Genomic DNA, 19417 nt, shown 5'->3' with positions numbered 1-19417 from the left:
GTCCCGGCGCTCGCGACCGATAGGAGCACAGGGTGGGTGCCTCGTGACTGCCTCGTGAGTGCCTGGCGCGAGTCGTCCGACCCGCGCGTGCGGGCGGTCCCGGAGGTGCTCGCCGGCGACGGCGTGCCGGAGGTGGCCACGCGCTGGTCGGTCGAGCCGGCGCTCGTGCGCCGGTGGGTGCGTGGTTTCGTGGACGCGAGCACGGCCCAGGTGACGAACCGGCCCGCGATCGACGCGCTGCGTACGCCGCTCACGACCGCGCAGGGCTGGGCGGCCCTGCTCGCCGAGGGTGACGTGCCCCCGGCGGCGGCCCGGACGGTCGCCCGGCTCGAGGACGCGCTCGTGCGGCTGGCCGAGCGGGTCCGCGACGTCGAGCTGCTCGCGGCGGCGTCGATGGGGCTGCTCCGCCCGGAGAAGGTGCGGGTCCCGCTCGCCGACCTGCTGCCGGGCGCGGAGGTCACCGGCGGATTCACCGTCCTGCACAGGACGAGGACGGCGCCGTGCTCTGGGTCCGGGTTCCCCGGGCGTCGCTCACGTCCGGCCACCACTGACACGAGGGCGACCCCATGTTCAAGCTCGCCTGCGGCGACGTGATGCCCGGCTGCGCCGCCACCTTCGAGGACACCGACCGCTCCGCCCTCATGGGGGCCGTCGCCGCGCACGCGGCCGCCGACCACGGCATCACCGACCTCACCCCCGAGGTCGTCGCGGCCGTCGAGAGCAAGGTCGTGTACGCGGCGTAGGTGCTGCTGCTGCCGATTCATCACGGTAGGCAGGCGAGCCTTCACCTCCCGCGGCATACCCGCCACGGGGAGTGTGGATTCAGCTGCCTACCGTGATGAATCGGCGGCGACCCGCGGGCGATCGGCGGGCGCCTCAGCGGGCGACTCAGGGAGCGACGACGGTGCCGAGCTCGGCGTCCATCGCCGCGACGTAGTCGCGCTTGATCGCGCGCCACGCCTCGTCGGTCATCGTGCGCCGCCAGTACGGCGAGCAGGACATGTCCGCGCGGGGGACGCCCCGGTCGACGAGCAGATGGCGGCGGACCTCGCGGATCTCGTCGGCCTCGCCGTGCACGAACGCGTGGACCCGGCCCTCGGGGAAGTCGAGCCCGGCGACCGCCGTGGCGAGGAGCTCCGCGTCGACGGCGCCGCCGGAGCGGTGCAGCCAGACCAGGTCGAGCTCACCGGGGCAGGGGAGCGGCAGCTCGTACTCGGGACCGTCGCAGACCAGCCGGACGACCGCGCGGGCGCCCGCCGGGACCGCCTCGAGCGACACCGCGACCGCCGGCAGCGCCGACTCGTCGCCGACCAGCAGGTGCCAGTCCGCGTCGGGGTCGGGCCGGTAGCCGCTGCCGGGGCCCTCCAGGACGAGGCCGTCGCCCGGCCGCGCGTGGGCCGCCCAGGGGCCGCCGACGCCGTGGTCGCCGTGGACGACGAAGTCGAGGGTCAGCCGGCCGTCGCGCCAGCCGCGGACGGTGTAGCGGCGCCGGGCCGGCCAGAGCTCGCGGGCGTGCTGCTCGCGGACCTCGGCGGGAACGAACGGGCCCCCGGCGTACGCCGCGCCGGCCGGCGGGATCGCCACGTTGACGTAGGCGTCGGTGTCCGTGGGCGCGTCGAAGCCGTCGAGACCGGGGCCGCCGAGGACGACCCGGACCAGCGAGGGCGTGACCCACTCGGTCGACTCGACGAGCCCGTAGAACGTTGCCATATAGGTAAGGCTACCCTTCGTCGGTGACTCCCGGAGCCCTCGTCCGCCGTACCGTCCTGCGCCAGCGCCGACGGCTCGCCGGCGCGGTCGCGCTGCTCGTCGTCTGGCAGGTGTGCGAGGTCGCGGTCCCGGTACTGATCGGCGTCGTCATCGACCGCGCGATCGCGACCACGGACGTCCAGCAGATGGTGCTCTGGGGCGTGGTGCTGTGCGTGCACTTCGCGGTGCTGAGCACGGCCTACCGGCTCGGCTCGCGGATCGGCTTCCGTGCGCTCCAGGAGGAGAGCCACCGGCTGCGCACCGAGGTGTCGGCGCTGGTGCTCTCACCGCGCGGCGCGCGGACCGACCGGCTCCCGGGCGACGTGCTGGCGATCGCCACCGGCGACGCGGAGGCGGTCGCCACCGTGCTGCGGCACCTGACGTTCACGGTGGTGGGTCTGGCCGGGCTGGCGGTGAGCGCCGTCGTGCTCGCGACCATCGACCTGCTGGTCGCGGCGGTCGTGCTGGTCGGCGTCCCCCTTGTGCTCGTGGTCACCCAGGTGCTCGCGCCCCGGCTCGCGCACCGGGCGCACGCGCGGCAGGAGGCGGTGGGCCGGGCGACCGGGCTCGCCACCGACCTGGTGCGCGGGCTGCGCCCGCTCAAGGGGATCGGGGCGGAGGCGGTGGCGCACCGGCGCTACCGCGGGCAGAGCCGCGATGCGATGCGGGCCAGTGTCTCGGCGGCCCGGTGGGAGGGCGTGCTCTACGGCTCCACCTACGGGCTGAGCCTGGCCTTCCTGGCCGCGGTCGCGCTGATCGCCGGACAGCGAGCGCTCGCGGGCGAGATGTCGATCGGTGAGCTCGTGGCGGTGGTCGGCCTGGCGCAGTTCGTCGCCGAGCCCATGGGCATGGTCGCCTACCTGGTCGCCGCGATCGCGCGCTCGCGCGCCTCGGCGCGGCGGATCGTGGACCTGCTCGCCGCGCCGCCGCTCGTGCTCCACGGCGACCGGGTCGCGACCAGCGACGGCCTGGCCGTCGAGGAGGTCACGCACGGGTCGCTCCGGGAGCTGTCGCTCGACGTCCCCGCGGGGTCGCTGGTCGCGGTCGTCGCCGAGGACCCGGCCGACGCGGCCGCGCTCATGGACCTCCTCCGCGGCGAGGCGGCCCCGGCATCCGGGCGGATGCTCCTGGGCGGCGTACCGCTCACGGAGCTGGCGATCGAGGAGTCGCGTCGGCTGCTCGTCGTGGCCGAGCACCACGTCGACCTCTTCGAGGGCACGCTGCGGTCGAACGTCGACCCCGCGGGCGTCCTGCCGGACGGCCGGTTCGCGGCCGTGCTGGCGGCCTCGGCCGCCGACGACCTGCCGGACGAGCCGGTGACCGTCAACGGGACCACGCTGTCCGGCGGGCAGCGCCAGCGCCTCGGGCTCGCCCGCGCGCTCGCGGCCGACCCACCCGTGCTCGTGCTGCACGACCCGACCACGGCGGTGGACGCGGTGACCGAGCAGCGGATCGCCGACCGGTTCGGCGGCGTACGCCGGCCGGACGGCGCCACCCTCGTCCTCACCAGCAGCCCCGCGCTGCTGGCGCGGGCCGACCGCGTCGTCCACGTCGTCGGCGGACGCGTGGTCGCCACGGGCTCCCATGCGGACCTCGCCTCGGGCGAGGCCTACCGGACGGCGGTGCTGCGATGAGCCTGCTGCCCGTCTCCACGCCGCGCGAGGCCGGCGCCCTCGCCTGGCGGCTGGTCCGGGGCCGGCCCGTGCCGCTCGCGCTGTGCACACTGACCTTCGTGATCGCCGGGATGGCGGGGCTGGTCGGCCCGTGGCAGCTCGGACAGATCGTCGACGTCGTGGTCGCCGGCGGCGACGAGAGCGCGGTCGCCACCGCGGCGCTGTGGATCCTCGGCGCGGCCCTGGTGGGCGGCCTCGCGACGGCGCTCTCGATCGCGCTGCTGGCCCGGACGGCCGAGCCCGCGCTGGCCGAGCTCCGGGAGACCGTCGTCGACCGGGCGCTCGACCTCGAGGCCCGCGAGATCGAGGAGTCCGGCACCGGCGACCTGCTCTCCCGCGTCAGCGACGACGTACGGCTGGTGACCGAGTCGTTCACCGAGGTGGTGCCGCTGCTGGTGAACTCCGTGGTCGCGGTCGCCTTCACCGCCGTCGGGCTGTTCGCGATCGACTGGCGCCTCGGCCTCGCCGGTCTGGGCGCGGCGCCGTTCTACGTGCTGGGCCTGCGGTGGTACCTCCCGCGCTCGGGCCCCTACTACCGCGCCGAGCGGGAGGCGAACGGCGCCCGCGCGGAGGCACTCCTCACCGGCGTGCACGCCAGCCGGACCCTGCGGGCCTACGGCATCGCCGACCGGCACCAGGAGGTCACCGCGGCCGCGTCGTGGCGGTCGGCGCAGCTCTCGATCGACGTCTACCGGATGCTCACCCGGTTCTTCGCGCGCAACAACCGCGCCGAGCTCGTCGGCCTCCTGCTGCTCCTCGTCACCGGCTGGTTCCTCGTCCGCGACGACGCGGTGACCGTCGGCGCCGTGACCGCGGCCGCGCTGCTCTTCCACCGGCTGTTCAACCCGATCGGCGCTCTCATCGCGCTCTTCGACCAGGCGCAGTCCGTCGGCGCCTCGATGGTCCGGCTCGCCGGGCTCGCGCTGCTCCCGCCGCCGGCGCCCGTGGCCGACGCCGCGCCGCCCGCGGACGGGCACCTCGAGGTGCGCGGGCTCCACCACGAGTACGTCGCCGGGCGGCCCGCCGTCGACGAGGTCTCGCTCGACGTGCCGGCCGGGCACCGGGTCGCCGTCGTCGGCGCGTCCGGCGCCGGGAAGACCACGCTGGGCGCGGCGGTCTCCGGGCGGCTGCGGCCGACGCGCGGCGAGGTCCGGCTGGGCGGCGTACCCCTGGAGCGGGTGGCGGCCGACGGCCGGCCGGCGGTGGCGATCGTGAGCCAGGAGGTGCACGTCTTCGCGGGCACGGTGCGCGACAACCTCACGCTCGCGGCGGCCGACGCGACCGACGAGCGGCTCGCCGCAGTGCTGGCCGAGGTCGGTGCGTGGACCGCGGTCCAGGCGCTGCCGGACGGGCTCGACACGGCGGTCGGCGACGGGGCGACGGTCCTCGGGCCGGCGCTGGCCCAGCAGCTCGCGCTGGCGCGGGTGCTGCTGGCCGACCCCGTCGTGGTCGTGCTCGACGAGGCCACCGCGGAGGCGGGGTCGGCGGGCGCCCGCGACCTGGAGCGGGCGGCGCTCGCGGCCACCGCCGGGCGGACGTCGCTCACCATCGCCCACCGGCTCACCCAGGCCGTCACCGCCGACGAGGTCGTGGTGATGGACGGCGGCCGCGTGGTCGAGCGCGGCACCCACGACGAGCTCGTCGCCGCCGGTGGGAGATACGCCACGCTCTGGGCCGCGTGGTCCGGCGACGGCACCCACTAGCCTCGGTCGGCATGGGTGGGATCCTCGTCGCCGGCACGACCTCGGACGCCGGGAAGAGCGTGGTGACGACCGGCATCTGCCGGGCGCTGGCCCGCGCCGGCGTGAAGGTCGCGCCGTTCAAGGCCCAGAACATGTCGAACAACTCGATGGTCTGTGCCGGGGGCGCCGAGATCGGACGCGCCCAGTGGGTGCAGGCCCGCGCCGCGCAGGTCGAGCCCGAGGCCGCGATGAACCCGGTGCTGCTCAAGCCGGGCAGCGACCGGGTCAGCCACGTCCTGGTGATGGGCCGGCCGGCGGGGGAGATCTCCGCCCACGACTTCACCTCGGGCCGCGAGCACCTCGCCCGGGCGGCGTACGACGCCTTCGACGACCTGGCCTCGCGCTACGACGTCGTCGTCGCCGAGGGCGCCGGCAGCCCGACCGAGATCAACCTGCGAGCCAGCGACTACGTGAACATGGGGCTCGCCCAGCACGCCGGGCTGCCGACCGTCGTCGTGGGCGACATCGACCGGGGCGGCCTGTTCGCCGCGCTCTACGGCACGGTCGCGCTGCTCTCGCCGGAGGACCAGCGGCTGATCGCGGGCTTCGTCGTCAACAAGTTCCGCGGCGACCTGGGGCTGCTCGAGCCGGGCCTGCGGCAGCTCTCGGAACTCACCGGCCGGCGCGTGTACGGCGTCCTCCCGTGGCACCCCGACCTCTGGCTCGACTCCGAGGACGCGCTCGACCTGGAGGCCCGGCGGACCCGGGAGGACCGCGCGGCCCTCAAGGTCGCGGTGGTGCGGCTCCCGCGGATCAGCAACTTCACCGACGTCGACGCGCTCGGCGTCGAGCCGGGGCTCGACGTGGTCTTCGCCTCCGACCCGCGCGCGCTCGCCGACGCGGACCTCGTCGTCCTGCCGGGCACCCGGGCCACCCGCGCCGACCTGGCCTGGCTGCGGGACCGGGGCCTCGACGCCGCGATCGTGCGGCACGCGGCGGCCGGGCGGCCCGTCCTCGGCATCTGCGGCGGCTTCCAGATGCTCGGCACGCTCGTGGCCGACCCGCACGGCGTCGAGGGAGCGCCAGGCGAGGTCGAGGGCCTGGGGCTGCTCGACGCGCGCACCGACTTCGCGCCCGAGAAGGTGCTGCGGCTGCCACGTGGGACGGCGCTGGGCGCGCCCACCACGGGCTACGAGATCCACCACGGCCGGGTGACCCGCGGGCCGGGCGCGGCGGAGTTCCTGGGCGGGGCGCGCGCCGGCCACGTGCTCGGCACGATGTGGCACGGCAGCCTGGAGTCCGACTCGTTCCGGACCGCCTTCCTCACCGAGGTCGCGCGGCTGACCGGCCACGTCTGGGAGCCTTCGGGCGTGAGCTTCGCCGCCGCCCGGGAACGCCGCCTCGAGCTGCTCGCCGACCTCGTCGAGGAGCACCTCGACCTGGAGGCGATCCACGGGCTGGCGCTCTCCGGGGCGCCCATCGTGCCGGTGATCCGGCCATGAGGGCGCTGGTGACCGGCGGGGTCCGGTCCGGCAAGTCCCGGCACGCGGAGGCGCTGCTCGCCGACCGCCCGGCGGTGACCTACGTGGCGCCCGGGCCGGTCCGCGACGACGCCGACTGGATGGCGCGCATCGCCGCCCACCAGGCCCGCCGCCCGCGCACGTGGACGACGCTGGAGACCGGCGACCTCACCGTCGCGCTGCGCGTTTCCGGCCCGGTGCTGGTCGACTGCCTCGGCACCTGGCTGACCCGGCTCGTCGACGACGCGGGGCTCTGGGACGCGCGGACCGAGGACGTGGCGGCGTACGTCGAGGAGGAGGTCGCGGCCGCGATCCGCGTCCTGCACGACGACGTGGTGCTGGTGACGAACGAGGTCGGGCTCGGCATCGTGCCCGAGCACCGCTCCGGCCGGCTCTTCCGCGACCTCCTCGGGACGGTGAACCAGCGGTTCGCCGAGGCCTGCGACGAGGTGCACCTGGTCGTCGCCGGCCGCGTCCTGAAGCTCTAGTCCGTCGAGTTGGGCCTCGCTCGCTCGCGAGTCGGGCCGAACTCCCGCGGGCGCGCGACCCCGGCCCCACTGACCGGCGACGGGGGCCCAACTCAAGGGAGGAGGGCGACCGCCGTCAGGAGGGTCGTCGCGAGGGCGAGCTCGACCGCGGCACCCATCACGTCGCCGGTGACGCCGCCGAAGCGGCGGCCGGTACGGCGGACCAGCAGCAGGACGACGAGGCCGCCGGTGACCGAGAGCAGCAGGCCGCCGAGGACGGCGACGGGGACGGGCACCGTGCCGGTGAAGCCGACGCCGAGGCCGTCCGGCCGGGCGGCGGGGACGCGGGTGCAGCACACGATCCACAGGGCGCAGCGGGAGAGGCAGACGAGGACGCCGGCGAGCAGGACGTCGTCGGCGAGGGCCGCGAACGCGGCCGCCTGCACGCCGGCCACGACGACGGTCGCCAGCACGCCGGCCGGCCCGCTGGTGCTGGTCTTCATCACCGCGAGCGACCGCTGGGCGTCGTAGGAGGCCGTGAGCCCGTCGACGGTGTCGGAGAGGCCATCCCAGTGGAGCGCGCGCGAGCCCGCGGCCAGCGCGCCGACCGCGAGGAAGCCGACGGCGAGTGCAGGCAGCTCCAGCGCTCGACCCACCGCGAGCACGGCGGCGGCGAGGATCCCGAGGGGGAGCACGGCCAGCGGGGCGAGCAGCATCGCGCGGCGGGCGGCGGCGCGGTCTACCGGCCCGACCGCGCCGACGGGGAGCGCGGTCAGGGTGCCGACCGCGAGGCGCCAGGACGTCATCGGACCCGTCACGCTAGCGGCTGGACGACCTCGGTCAGCCAGCGGTCGACGTCGCGGACGGACCTCAGCCGCACGATCGGCAGGTCAGGCCGCTCGGCCGCGACGGCGGGGACCCGCTCGTCGTACTTCTTCCGGGTGCTGATCGACCACCGGACGATGTGCTCGGGGTCGGTCAAGAACGTGTGGAGCGGCGCCTCGCGGTTGCCGTGCCAGAGCTCCTCGTTGCGGAGTCGGCGGCGCACGGTGCGGCGGACGACCCGGCTCAGGACGACGGGGTACGGCAGATCGACCCAGACGAACAGGTCGGCGCGGGCGGCGAGCAGCGGGCGCCCGGCGTCGTACTGCCACTCGGCGACCCAGCGATCACCTGCCGCGATGGCCGCGACCTCCGCGGCGAACGTGGGCCGCGGCGTCCAGCCCGGGCCGTGATACAGCCCGTCCAACTCGGTGTAGGGCAGGTCGAGGAGCTCGCCGAGCCGGCGCGCGAGGGTGCTCTTGCCCGAGCCGGAGACGCCGGCGACGGTGATCCGCCGCGGTCGGCGGGGGAGCGGGTCGCGGGCGCCGAGCACCGCGGCATCCTACGCGCGGCGCCAGCCTCGACCACGGGCCCGCGGATCGGGATGGGAGGCTGGCGGGGTGACCCAGCCGTCCTCGTGCGAGATCGTGCCGGGCGACCGGCCCGGCACGTTCGTCCTGCGGCTGGACGGCATGAACCAGTCGCACGTCGACCTGGGCCGGCCGCTGCACCTCGAGTTCGAGTACGTCCGGCGGATCGGGGACGTCCTCGACTCCTGCGCCCCCGCCGGCGACCCGGTCCGCGTCGTCCACGTCGGGGGTGCCGCGATGACCCTGCCGCGCTACGTCGCCGCCTCGCGTCCCCGCTCCGCCCAGGTCGTCCTCGAGCCCGCCACGGACGTCACCGAGCGGGTCCGCGAGGAGGTCCCGCTGCCGCCGCGCAGCGGCATCAAGGTCCGCCCGGTCGACGGCCGGCGCGGGATCGCCGAGCTGCGCGACGGGTACGCCGAGGTGGTGGTCGTCGACGCGTTCGCGGCCGGCCGCGTGCCCGGTGCACTGGTCACCGAGGCGTTCTTCCGCGACGTCGCGCGCGTCCTGGACGCCGCCGGGACGCTCGTCCTCAACGTCACCGACCGGGCGCCCTTCGGCTGGAGCAGGCGGGTCGTCGCCGGGCTGCGCGCGGTGTACCCGGAGCTGATGCTCACCGCCGAGCCCGCCACGCTGCGGGCCCGCCGCCTGGGCAACCTCGTCCTGATCGCCTCGCGCGGCTCCGTCCCGCTCGCCGCCCTCCAGGCGCGAGCGGCGAGCGCCGCTGCGCCGTACCGCGTCCTGGACGCCCGGGCGGTGTCGGACTCCTTCGGCGGCGGCACGCCGTTCACGGACGCGGACGCCGAGCCCTCGCCTGCCCCGGTGGACCGCTGAGCCAGCCGAGCTTCCGCAACGTCTTCGAGGGCACCCGGGCGACGCAGTTCATGGAGTCGAAGGGCCGGCCGGACAAGTCCGGCGGGTACGGCAGCGCGGAGCTGTTCTTGAAGTCCGAGGACACGTACTACGGACCGGCGTACATGATCAACTGGCTCGACGTGGACTACCAGGGCTTCGCGACCGAGGTCATCCTCATCAACTGCCACCTCCCGACCGGGCCGGACTCCTTCACGCTCCAGTACGGCATCGCCGTCAAGAAGCCCGAGGGCCTCGACGACGCGACCGCGCGGTACATCGCGAAGAAGTACGCCCAGATGTTCGGGGAGGGCTTCCTCCAGGACGTGCACATCTGGCGGAACAAGGTGCCGGTCCAGAACCCGCTGCTGTGCGAGGCGGACGGCCCGGTCTACCAGCTGCGCCGCTGGTACGAGCAGTTCTACGTCGACCGGGCCGACATCGTGCCGGAGATGGTCGACCGCTTCGAGTTCGAGGTCGACACGACCAGGGCGAACGAGTTCTGGCAGGAGGAGGTCGCCGAGAACCTCCGCAGGAAGGCCGAAGAGTACTCCGCCGAGGAGTCTGCCGAGGAGTCTGCGGAGAAGCCCCAGATGATGTCGGGGACCTGAGCATGGCGTCGTTCGTGCCGACCAGCGCCGACACGCTCGAGGACCAGCGCCGCTACACCTCCGCCCGGCTGGTCGAGGTCGCGTGCCTGGACTGCCGGGCGATGGTCGGCGTGAAGAAGAACAGCGAGCACCACACCTCGATCCAGTGGACGGGAGAGGCCCGGGCGCACTGCCCGGAGCTGTCCCGCCGTTCGGGCGGCCGCGACTCGCACCCCGCCTGCCCCCGGATGATGGCCTCCATCGAGGAGGCCGCGCGAGACGGCCGCATCCCCATCGGCGCCGAGGACGGTTACTGAGTGGACGAGTCCTTCGAGGTGAAGGTCGTGGACGTGGTCGAGGAGACCACCGACGCGCACTCCATCTCCTTCGAGGTTCCGGCCGGCGCGGAGGAGCGGTTCGCCTACAAGCCGGGCCAGTTCCTGACGCTGGCGGTGCCGAGCGACCGGACCGGCGTGGCCGCGCGCTGCTACTCGCTGTCCAGCAGCCCGGTCGGCGGCGGCCCGCTGACGATCACGGTCAAGCGCACCGACGGCGGCTACGCGTCGAACTGGGTGTGCGACCACCTCCGCGTCGGCGACTCGATCCACGTGCTCCCACCGAGCGGCATCTTCACCCCGGCCTCGTTGAGCGCCGACCTGCTGCTGTTCGCCGGCGGCAGCGGGATCACCCCGGTCATCTCGATCATCCGGACTGCGCTGCAGCAGGGCACCGGGAGGATCGTGCTCTTCTACGCCAACCGCGACGAGACGTCGGTGATCTTCGCCGCGGAGCTGACCAAGCTCGCCGCCGAGAACCCCGACCGGCTCGTCGTCGTGCACTGGCTGGAGTCGGTGCAGGGGCTGCCGAGCCAGGAGCAGATGAGGGCCTTCGCGTCGAGCTTCACGTCGTACGACGCCTTCGTCTGCGGCCCGGCGCCGTTCATGGGGCTGACGATCGCCGCGCTCAAGGAGCTGGGGTTCCCCCGCGAGCGGCGGCACCAGGAGAAGTTCGTCTCCCTCGGCGGCAACCCGTTCGGGGACCTGCACGACCAGGAGATCGCCGAGCACGAGATCGAGGACGCCGAGCGTGACCTCGAGGACCTCGGGGACCTCGGCGACGGGGTCACCCCGGACGCCGGTGCCCCCCAGGGGCCGGTGCGGCTCGAGGTCGAGCTCGACGGCCAGGACTACGCCTTCGACGACTGGTCGCCCGGCACCAAGCTGCTCGATCACCTGGAGTCCAAGGGGGTGAAGGCGCCGTACTCCTGCCGTGAGGGCGAGTGCTCGGCGTGCGCGGTCCGCCTCCTCGAGGGCGAGGTCAAGATGCTCCACAACGACGTGCTCGACGAGGAGGACATCGCCGAGGGGATCCGTCTGGGGTGTCAGTCGGTGCCGGTGACGGACACGGTGCGGGTCACCTATCACTGAGCGCCGCGTCGGGCCGGAGGGACAGACCACTGGGGCGATGTCCGAATCCCTTGCGTAACCGCGGATTCTCGGGGAAGGTTTGCCCTCAACTTTTCGAGCAGACAGCTCGGACCCCGGCCCGGTGACCACCGCTCCCTCGTGATCCCAGGCCGGGATCCGGCGCCGGAGTGAGGGATGAGCCATGCTCCTTGGACTGTGTGTGGTGGTCGTGGCCCTGCTGGGGTGGGGCCTGGCCGCGAGCGCGACGGGGGCGGGCCGCTGCGTCTCCGGGCAGCAGGATCACGGGCGCAGGTTCCGCGAGCTCCACCACCATCCCGAGCGCGTCGTCCATCTCGACGTCCAGAACCTGATGCTCTCCGACTCGCACCCGGCCGACGTCGTCGGGCGGGTGATGAGCCGGGCCGCCTCACGGCGGCTGAGCGCCCGCACGATGTGGCGGTGGGCCGCGGTGCACGGCACGTCGCGCCTGGTCATGGTGGTCGACGCCGGCGTCGCGGAGGACACCCTGCTCGACCACCTCGACGCCGGGACCGCGCCCGACTGGACGGCGCTGAACCTGTTCGCCGGCCTCGCCGACGACACCGCGCCCGCGGGCATTCCCCTCGCCGAGCTGGTCGACGTCGACGCGACGCCGGACCACGAGGACCTGGCCTTGTTCTACGACCTGGCCGCCCGGTCCACGGTCTCTCTCGACCCGCTGGAGCTCGGCCGGTTCGACAACCTGCCCCCGATCGCCCGCCCCGGCCTCACGCCGTTCCGTCCGATCGCGGACTGGGACGGCGACGACGACTGGCCCGAGGTCGCCTGACCCGCCCGCCGGTCCCGCCGTTTGGTCACCAACCGCACGTCGGAGGCCCGAGATCCTGCGGTTGGTGACCAAACCGCGGGGGTCACCCCGACGACCTCGAGGTCGGTCCGAGTGCCCGCGCCGGCGTACTCCCTGACGTCCGGTGGGTTCGGACGGCGTGTCGACCCCTGGATCGTCAGGGACTACCGCGACGTCTCGCCCAGCCGCCGCCCGAGCTGCTCACCCCACGCGATGATCGGGACGAGGAGGACGAGGAACCCGGCACCGGAGATGGCGGCGCTGACCATGGTGAGCCGGAGGTCGCCCGATGGCTCCGGCCACCCCATCTCCCAGTCGGCGAAGGGGTCCTCGGCGGCGGCGAACCCGAACCAGTCCTCGACGCTGTGGGGGAAGAACGCGAAGAAGACGGTAGTGCCGACGGCGAGCAGGAGCACGCCGACTCCGAACAGCGCGAGCGTGAGACGTCGGGCGCTCACCAGCCCCGCGCCCTCCACTCGGGCAGCGACGCGCGCTCGGCGCCGATGGTCGAGTCGTTGCCGTGGCCGGGGTAGAACCACGTGTCGTCCGGGAGGCGCTGGAAGACCTTGGTCTCGACCTCGTCGATGAGCTGGGCGAAGGCCGCCTCGTCGCCGCGGGTGTTGCCGACGCCGCCCGGGAAGAGCGAGTCGCCGGTGAACAGGTGGGGGTGGCCGGCCGGGTCGTCGTAGAGCAGCGCGATCGAGCCGGGCGTGTGACCGGCGATCGCGATCACCGACAGCTCGCAGGAGCCGACCTTGATCGTGTCGCCCTGCGCCACCTCCCGGTCCACGGGTACGCCGGTCTGCTCGGTGATCGCCGCGGCGTCGGGCGCGCCCGCGACGACCGACGCACCGGTGGCCGAGACGACCTCGGCCAGCGCGCGGTGGTGGTCCCAGTGCTGGTGGGTGGTGACGACGGTCGTGAGGCCGGCGTCCCCGACCAGCGGGAGCAGTACCGGGGCCGAGTCGGCCGCGTCGATCAGCACCTGCTCCCCGGTGTCGCGGCAGGTCAGCAGGTAGCAGTTGTTCGACATCTTCTCGTCGACCGCCACCTTCGCGATCCGGAGGTGCTCCAGCTCCCGCACGTCGGCGCCACCGCCGACCGAGACCTCACCCGTGTACGTCATCACCACGCTCCGATCCGCGGCAGCTCGCCGCCGTCACTCGTCAGTCCCTCGCCGGACCCGCGCCCGGTCAGCCACCATGCCAGGTCGGCCACCCGGCCGCTCACCACCGGCCCGCCCTCGCCGAACGTCCACTCTCCGCCGACGTCGGTCGCCCGGGCCGTAAACGGCGCCTCGGCGTCGTTGCGGGTGACCACCCAGTCCAAAAGGTGGCTCGCGAAGAGAGGTGCCCAGTCGGAGCGGTCGTAGTCCGCCCGCAGGTCGGCGTGGTGGATCTCCACCTCGCGCAGTCGCATCCAGGGCACCTCGCCGGCGGCGAAGACGCGCCCGCCGGGCGTCCGCTCGATCGTGACCTGCGCCGTGTCCGGGGCGACGGCCGCGATCGCGTCGGACAGCGCGGTGCCGCCCGCGAGCAGGCGGGTGCGGATCTCGGAGGGTGGTCCGCCGGCGAGCTCGTCGATGTCGCCGTCGCGCGCCTCCTGGGAGGGGTACATCGGCACCCGCTTGCCCTCGACGATCCCGCCCAGCGCACCGGCCAGCCCCTCGGCGTTGAGCGCGAGGTGGGCGAGGACGTGCGCCCGGGTCCAGCCGGGGAGGCCGCTCGGCTCGGCGTACTGCTCGTCGGTCAGCCCGTCGGCCGTGCGCACCAGGCGCCGGGTGGCTTCGGTGAGGTCCAGGGGGTCGGCCATGCGCCCATCCTGCCGGATCCGGGACTGTCGGTGGTGCGTGAGATCGTGGGAACACGAGCGCGCGACGGTTCGTTGTGGCTGGTCTGCGCCGATACGATGGCGAACACCTGTTCGAAACGAGGAGACTACGCAGTGGCGGACCAGCTCATCATCCGGGGTGCCCGGGAGCACAACCTGAAGGACGTCTCGATCGACCTTCCCCGCGACTCGCTCATCGTCTTCACCGGCCTGTCCGGCTCCGGCAAGTCCTCGCTGGCCTTCGACACGATCTTCGCCGAGGGGCAGCGGCGCTACGTCGAGTCGCTGTCGGCGTACGCCCGCCAGTTCCTCGGCCAGATGGACAAGCCCGACGTCGACTTCATCGAGGGCCTCTCGCCCGCGGTCTCCATCGACCAGAAGTCCACCTCGAAGAACCCCCGCTCGACCGTCGGCACCATCACCGAGGTCTACGACTACCTCCGCCTGCTCTACGCCCGCGCCGGTCGCCCGCACTGCCCGACCTGCCACGCGCCGATCGAGCGGCAGACGCCGCAGCAGATCGTCGACCGCGTGCTCGCGCTCGAGGAGGGCCGCCGGTTCCAGGTGCTGGCCCCCGTGATCCGTGGCCGCAAGGGCGAGTACGTCGAGCTGTTCAAGCAGCTCCAGGCCCAGGGCTTCTCCCGCGCCCGGGTCGACGGCGAGACGCACGCGCTCGACTCCCTGGCGTCCGACGGGCCCAAGCTGGACAAGCAGAAGAAGCACACGATCGAGGTCGTCGTCGACCGGCTCGCGGTCAAGGAGTCCTCCAAGCGCCGGCTCACCGACTCGGTCGAGACCGCGCTCCAGCTCGCCGGCGGGCTCGTGCTGTTCGACTTCGTCGACCTCGACGCCAAGGACCCCGGCCGCGAGCTGCGGTTCAGCGAGAAGATGGCGTGCCCCAACGAGCACCCCATCGACACCGACGAGCTCGAGCCGCGGTCGTTCTCCTTCAACTCGCCGTTCGGCGCCTGCCCGGCCTGCCACGGCCTCGGCACCCGACTCGAGGTCGACCCCGAGCTGGTCGTGCCCAACCCGCAGGCGACGCTGGGCGAGGGGGCGATCCAGCCGTGGAGCCAGGCGCACGTCGCCGACTACTTCCTGCGGCTGATGGGCGCGCTGGGCGACGAGCTCGGCTTCGACCTGAACACCCCGTGGGAGGACCTCCCGGCCAAGGCGCAGAAGGCGATCCTGGGCGGCCACCCGACCAAGGTGCACGTGGTCACGCGCAACCGCTACGGCCGCCAGCGCGCCTACTACGCCGAGTTCGAGGGCGTGAGCGCCTACATCGCGCGGCGGCACAACGAGGCCGAGTCCGACGTCAGCCGCGAGCGCTACGAGGGCTTCATGCGCGAGGTCCCGTGCCCGACCTGCGCCGGCAGCCGGCTCAAGCCGGTCTCGATGTCGGTGACCCTCGGTGGCTCGATCGAGGCCGGCGGCAAGAACATCGCCGAGGTCTGCGCGATGCCGATCAACGAGACCGCCGACTACCTCCGCAACCTCGACCTCACCGCCCGGGAGCGCCAGATCGGCGAGCGGGTGCTCAAGGAGATCCAGGAGCGGCTCAACTTCCTGCTCGACGTGGGTCTCGACTACCTCTCGCTGGACCGGCCCTCGGGCTCGCTGTCCGGCGGCGAGGCGCAGCGCATCCGGCTCGCGACCCAGATCGGCGCCGGCCTGGTCGGCGTCCTCTACGTGCTCGACGAGCCGTCGATCGGCCTGCACCAGCGCGACAACCACCGGCTCATCGAGACCCTGGTCCGGCTCAAGGACCTCGGCAACACCCTCATCGTCGTCGAGCACGACGAGGACACGATCCGCGTGGCCGACTGGGTGGTCGACATCGGCCCGGGCGCGGGCGAGCACGGCGGACAGGTCGTGCACAGCGGCAACGTCGCCGACCTCCTCGCCCACCCCGACTCCATGACCGGCCAGTACCTCTCCGGCCGCCGCGAGATCCCGGTGCCCGAGATCCGCCGCCCGCGCACCAAGGGCCGCGAGCTCAAGGTCCACGGCGCCCGCGAGCACAACCTCCAGAACGTCGACGTCGCGTTCCCGCTCGGGATGTTCGTCGCCGTCACCGGCGTGTCCGGCTCGGGCAAGTCGACGCTGGTCAACGACATCCTCTACACGTCGCTGGCCAAGCAGATCTACAACGCCCGGGCCGTGCCCGGGCGGCACCAGAAGATCACCGGGCTCGAGCACGTCGACAAGGTGATCCACGTCGACCAGTCCCCGATCGGGCGCACCCCGCGGTCCAACCCGGCGACGTACACCGGGGTCTTCGACCACATCCGCAAGCTGTTCGCGTCGACGCCCGAGGCGAAGATGCGCGGCTACCAGCAGGGCCGGTTCTCGTTCAACGTCAAGGGCGGCCGCTGCGAGGCGTGCGCGGGTGACGGCACGATCAAGATCGAGATGAACTTCCTGCCGGACGTCTACGTCCCGTGCGAGGTGTGCCACGGCGCCCGCTACAACCGCGAGACGCTCGAGGTGCACTACAAGGGCAAGACCATCGCCGAGGTCCTCGACATGCCGATCGAGGAGGCGGCCGACTTCTTCGCCGCGGTCCCCGCGATCGCGCGGCACATGAAGACGCTGGTCGAGGTCGGCCTGGGCTACGTGCGGCTCGGCCAGCCGGCGACCACGCTGTCCGGCGGCGAGGCGCAGCGGGTCAAGCTCTCCTCGGAGCTCCAGAAGCGGTCCACCGGCCGCACCGTGTACGTGCTCGACGAGCCGACCACGGGCCTGCACTTCGAGGACATCCGCAAGCTGCTCCTGGTCCTCGGCCGGCTGGTCGACCAGGGCAACACGGTGCTGGTGATCGAGCACAACCTCGACGTCATCAAGACCGCGGACTGGCTGGTCGACATGGGTCCCGAGGGTGGGTCGCGCGGCGGCACCGTCGTCGCCGAGGGCACGCCGGAGTCGGTCGCGGCGAACCCCGACAGCTACACCGGCCAGTTCCTCGCGCCGCTGCTCGAGGGCCGGGCCGCGAAGCAGTCCGCCGCCAAGCGGGCGGAGCCCGCCCCCGCGAAGAAGGCCCCCGCGACGAAGGCCGCGAAGAAGACGGCCGCTCGGAAGACGACCGCGAAGAAGAAGAAGAAGGCCTCCTGATCTCTCACCGAACTCTCAGAGACAGATCCGAACCGGTTCGGGCTCCCGTGCGTTTGTAGGGTGAACGTTCAACGACCGCCATCCGAGAGGGACGACCGTGAGCATGGGGATTTCGCGCCGCAGGACGCTGACCGGAGCAGCCGTGGCGGGGGTGGGGATCCCGCTCCTGGCCGCCTGCGGCAGCGACGACGGGGGGTCGGTGGACTCCGCTCCCAACGTCGCCTCCGGTGAGACGCTCGGACCGGCGGCGGACGTGCCGGTCGGCGGCGGCAAGATCTACGGCGACCAGAAGCTCGTGGTCACCCAGCCGACCGAGGGCGACTTCAAGGGCTTCTCGGCGGTCTGCACCCACCAGAGCTGCCTGGTCGCCGAGATCAAGGACGGCACGATCAACTGCATCTGCCACGGCAGCAAGTTCTCGATCGAGGACGGCTCGGTGTCCATCGGGCCGGCCACGTCGCCTCTCCCGCCGGTCGAGGTCACCGTCGACGGCGACCAGATCACCACGGCCTGAGCCGTGGCCGCCCGACTGTCGCGGCGGGCGGCGCTCACGGGCGCCGCCGGCGTCCCGCTGCTCGCGGGCTGTGCCGGCGACGGCGGTACGCCGTCGGGGAGCGCGTCCGGCAGCGCGACGCAGACCCCCACGCCCACCCCCACGCCGTCGACGAGCGCGACGCCGGGTCCGACCAGGTCGCCGAAGCCGGCCGAGTCGCTCACCGCGGCGAAGGACGTGCCGGTGGGCGGCGGCCGGGTGCTGTCCGCGGAGGAGGTGGTGGTGACCCAGCCGGCCGCGGGGGAGTTCAGGGCGTTCTCGTCGACGTGCACCCACAGCGGTTGTGCGGTCGGCGACGTCGCCGACCGCACGATCAACTGCCCGTGCCACGGCAGCCGGTTCTCGATCGAGGACGGGTCGGTCGTGACCGGCCCGGCGACGGAGCCGCTCCCGGCGGTCGCGGTGAGGGAGACCGGCGGTCAGGTGATCCGGGCGTAGGCCCGGCTGATCTCGGGGCACTCCTGGCACCACCGCTCGTCCCGCGGCGAGCGCCGCCGGTCGAGCCGGGCGTCGAGCAGCGTGCGCGCCTCGTCGACCCGGTCCGCGCGCAGCAGCGCGGCGATCCGGGCCTCCTCGACGACCTCGCGCTGGGCGTCGGACCCGCCGAGGCGGCGTACCTGCGGCTGGAGGGCGGCGAGCGCGTCCGCCGCCGCACCGCTGCGGCCGGCGGCCATCAGGCCGAGGGCGTCGGCGAGCGGGGCCACGACCTCGCGCTGCGTGGGGTGGCGATGCACGCGGGCCCAGCCGGCGAGGCTGGCCAGCCCGGCGGTGTCGCCGAGCGCGAGCAGGGCGACCGCGGCGTGCAGGCCGAGGAACGGCGTGGCGGGCCGCTCCAGCGTGTCCCGGCCGGCGACGTTCGCGACGACGGCCATCTCGGGGACACCGAACGCGTCGGGCGTGATCGCCCAGCGGAAGAGCAGGGAGCCCGTGTCCACCAGGGCGCGGCAGCCGAGCCCGTGCTCGGGACGCAGTTGGGTGTCGTACCGCCGCCGGACGGCGGCCAGGTCGCCGAGCGAGAGCTCGTGCAGGGCGGCGTGCCACGAGAAGTGGCTGAGGCTGTCGATGGAGGCGCCGTCGCCGGTCACCCAGCCGTCCATCCAGGCCAGCCCCACCTCGTGGTCGCCGGTCTCGTAGTGGGCGTGGGCGCGGGCGTGGGCGGAGTGCCCGGCCCCCGGCTCGACCTCCAGGGAGCGGCAGGACAGCTCCATCGCCTCGTCGAAGCGGCGCTGCTCCTGGCGGACGAAGGCCAGCAGCCCGGTGAACCACCAGTCGTCGCCGTACGCCGGGATGGCGTTCTCGACGATCGCCCAGGCCTCCTCGGGCACCTCGGTGACCCCGGCGAACGCGATCGTCGGCACCGCGGTCGACAGCAGCACGGCGTCGCGCGGATAGGCGGTCAGGTGGCGGACCAGGGCGCGGGAGTCGCCGCGCAGGTGCGCGGCCACGGCCTCGATGTGCGAACGCTCCCGGGCGGTGGCGCGCGGCGCGTGCCGCAGGGCGTCGCGCATCCGGCCCGGCACGTCGACCGCGGCGCACAGCTCGTGGCCGAGCAGGGCCAGCGTCGCGTGCCCGAGCGCGAAGGTCGGGTCCAGCGCGACCGCCGCGGCCACGGACTGCTCCGCCCCGGCCCGCAGCCGGAGCAGGTCGAGCACGCCGCGGCCGTAGGCGGCGGCCGCCTCACTGGTGCAGGAGAGCGCGTAGCCGTACGGGTCGCGACAGATCATG

At 73.7% G+C, this 19417-nt stretch carries 21 protein-coding genes; 14 read left to right on the top strand and 7 right to left on the bottom strand.

Features of this window, described 5'->3' with window-relative positions; all coding sequences use genetic code 11:
- Positions 1-54 precede the first annotated feature (54 nt).
- Entirely contained in the window at positions 55-594 is a 540-nt protein-coding gene (locus ACYQ0U_RS10585; RefSeq protein WP_459972464.1) for a hypothetical protein, read from the top strand.
- Positions 567-743: a DUF1059 domain-containing protein gene (locus ACYQ0U_RS10580; protein WP_459972463.1), complete on the top strand. Its 177-nt coding sequence runs from the start codon at positions 567-569 to the stop codon at positions 741-743. The genes ACYQ0U_RS10585 and ACYQ0U_RS10580 overlap by 28 nt, the downstream gene beginning before the upstream one ends.
- A 145-nt stretch (positions 744-888) precedes the next feature.
- On the opposite strand, the gene ACYQ0U_RS10575 is transcribed toward ACYQ0U_RS10580, so the two are convergent.
- Positions 889-1710, bottom strand: a complete 822-nt coding sequence (locus ACYQ0U_RS10575) for a siderophore-interacting protein (RefSeq protein WP_459972461.1) — start codon at positions 1708-1710, stop codon at positions 889-891.
- Positions 1711-1733: 23 nt separating this feature from the next.
- Here ACYQ0U_RS10575 and ACYQ0U_RS10570 point away from each other — a divergent pair, with 23 nt between their 5' ends.
- The 4 genes from ACYQ0U_RS10570 to ACYQ0U_RS10555 are packed head-to-tail and all read left to right on the top strand — an operon-like array spanning position 1734 to position 7112.
- On the top strand, positions 1734-3383 hold the full coding sequence (locus ACYQ0U_RS10570; protein WP_459972459.1) for an ABC transporter transmembrane domain-containing protein: 1650 nt from the start codon (positions 1734-1736) through the stop codon (positions 3381-3383).
- On the top strand, positions 3380-5125 hold the full coding sequence (locus ACYQ0U_RS10565; RefSeq protein ID WP_459972457.1) for an ABC transporter ATP-binding protein: 1746 nt from the start codon (positions 3380-3382) through the stop codon (positions 5123-5125). The genes ACYQ0U_RS10570 and ACYQ0U_RS10565 overlap by 4 nt, the downstream gene beginning before the upstream one ends.
- Positions 5126-5136: 11 nt before the next feature.
- On the top strand, positions 5137-6606 hold the full coding sequence (locus ACYQ0U_RS10560) for a cobyric acid synthase (RefSeq protein WP_459972455.1): 1470 nt from the start codon (positions 5137-5139) through the stop codon (positions 6604-6606).
- Positions 6603-7112 carry a bifunctional adenosylcobinamide kinase/adenosylcobinamide-phosphate guanylyltransferase gene (locus ACYQ0U_RS10555; RefSeq protein ID WP_459972453.1) on the top strand — a complete coding sequence of 170 codons (510 nt, stop codon included), beginning with the start codon at positions 6603-6605 and terminating at the stop codon, positions 7110-7112. Before ACYQ0U_RS10560 ends, ACYQ0U_RS10555 begins: the two co-directional genes overlap by 4 nt.
- A gap of 92 nt (positions 7113-7204) precedes the next feature.
- Here the strand turns inward: ACYQ0U_RS10555 and ACYQ0U_RS10550 are convergent, their stop codons facing one another.
- Together ACYQ0U_RS10550 and ACYQ0U_RS10545 are read right to left on the bottom strand one after the other, a co-directional pair.
- Positions 7205-7897, bottom strand: a complete 693-nt coding sequence (locus ACYQ0U_RS10550; protein WP_459972451.1) for an adenosylcobinamide-GDP ribazoletransferase — start codon at positions 7895-7897, stop codon at positions 7205-7207.
- A gap of 8 nt (positions 7898-7905) precedes the next feature.
- Positions 7906-8466, bottom strand: coding sequence for a P-loop NTPase family protein (locus ACYQ0U_RS10545; RefSeq protein WP_459972450.1), 561 nt, complete (start codon positions 8464-8466; stop codon positions 7906-7908).
- 67 nt (positions 8467-8533) lie between these two features.
- On the opposite strand from ACYQ0U_RS10545, the gene ACYQ0U_RS10540 reads away from it, so the two are divergent.
- The 5 genes from ACYQ0U_RS10540 (at position 8534) to ACYQ0U_RS10520 (ending at position 12177) form a co-directional block, all read left to right on the top strand.
- Positions 8534-9334: a spermidine synthase gene (locus tag ACYQ0U_RS10540; protein WP_459972448.1), complete on the top strand. Its 801-nt coding sequence runs from the start codon at positions 8534-8536 to the stop codon at positions 9332-9334.
- Positions 9331-9963 carry a hypothetical protein gene (locus ACYQ0U_RS10535; RefSeq protein WP_459972526.1) on the top strand — a complete coding sequence of 211 codons (633 nt, stop codon included), beginning with the start codon at positions 9331-9333 and terminating at the stop codon, positions 9961-9963. Before ACYQ0U_RS10540 ends, ACYQ0U_RS10535 begins: the two co-directional genes overlap by 4 nt.
- Before the next feature lie 2 nt (positions 9964-9965).
- Positions 9966-10259, top strand: coding sequence for a hypothetical protein (locus ACYQ0U_RS10530; RefSeq protein WP_459972446.1), 294 nt, complete (start codon positions 9966-9968; stop codon positions 10257-10259).
- The gene (locus tag ACYQ0U_RS10525; protein WP_459972445.1) at positions 10260-11369 is read left to right on the top strand and encodes a 2Fe-2S iron-sulfur cluster-binding protein; all 1110 of its coding nucleotides are present in this window, start codon (positions 10260-10262) and stop codon (positions 11367-11369) included. It abuts the gene before it with no gap.
- Positions 11370-11550: 181 nt separating this feature from the next.
- Entirely contained in the window at positions 11551-12177 is a 627-nt protein-coding gene (locus ACYQ0U_RS10520; protein ID WP_459972444.1) for a hypothetical protein, read from the top strand.
- 182 nt (positions 12178-12359) lie between these two features.
- Here the strand turns inward: ACYQ0U_RS10520 and ACYQ0U_RS10515 are convergent, their stop codons facing one another.
- Genes ACYQ0U_RS10515 through ACYQ0U_RS10505 form a run of 3 tightly spaced genes read right to left on the bottom strand, consistent with a single transcriptional unit; the run spans position 12360 to position 14007 of the window.
- Positions 12360-12653, bottom strand: a complete 294-nt coding sequence (locus tag ACYQ0U_RS10515; protein WP_459972443.1) for a hypothetical protein — start codon at positions 12651-12653, stop codon at positions 12360-12362.
- Positions 12650-13321 (bottom strand): MBL fold metallo-hydrolase, encoded by a 672-nt coding sequence (locus tag ACYQ0U_RS10510; protein ID WP_459972441.1) that lies wholly within the window; start codon positions 13319-13321, stop codon positions 12650-12652. The genes ACYQ0U_RS10515 and ACYQ0U_RS10510 overlap by 4 nt, the downstream gene beginning before the upstream one ends.
- A complete protein-coding gene (locus ACYQ0U_RS10505; protein WP_459972439.1) occupies positions 13321-14007 on the bottom strand; it encodes a maleylpyruvate isomerase family mycothiol-dependent enzyme in 687 nt (228 codons plus the stop codon). Before ACYQ0U_RS10505 ends, ACYQ0U_RS10510 begins: the two co-directional genes overlap by 1 nt.
- Before the next feature lie 132 nt (positions 14008-14139).
- On the opposite strand from ACYQ0U_RS10505, the gene uvrA reads away from it, so the two are divergent.
- From uvrA to ACYQ0U_RS10490, 3 genes are all read left to right on the top strand, one after another.
- Positions 14140-17139, top strand: a complete 3000-nt coding sequence (gene uvrA, locus ACYQ0U_RS10500) for an excinuclease ABC subunit UvrA (protein WP_459972438.1) — start codon at positions 14140-14142, stop codon at positions 17137-17139.
- Between the two features lie 103 nt (positions 17140-17242).
- Entirely contained in the window at positions 17243-17653 is a 411-nt protein-coding gene (locus ACYQ0U_RS10495; RefSeq protein WP_459972524.1) for a Rieske (2Fe-2S) protein, read from the top strand.
- 3 nt (positions 17654-17656) lie between these two features.
- Entirely contained in the window at positions 17657-18130 is a 474-nt protein-coding gene (locus tag ACYQ0U_RS10490) for a Rieske (2Fe-2S) protein (RefSeq protein WP_459972437.1), read from the top strand.
- On the opposite strand, the gene ACYQ0U_RS10485 is transcribed toward ACYQ0U_RS10490, so the two are convergent.
- Positions 18112-19416, bottom strand: coding sequence for a tetratricopeptide repeat protein (locus ACYQ0U_RS10485; protein ID WP_459972436.1), 1305 nt, complete (start codon positions 19414-19416; stop codon positions 18112-18114). The genes ACYQ0U_RS10490 and ACYQ0U_RS10485 overlap by 19 nt on opposite strands.
- Between the last annotated feature and the right edge of the window lies 1 nt (position 19417).

It is taken from the genome of Nocardioides pyridinolyticus (assembly GCF_054653575.1).
Note: the sequence above shows the minus strand (reverse complement) of the source record. Positions and strands in the feature narration are given on the sequence as shown.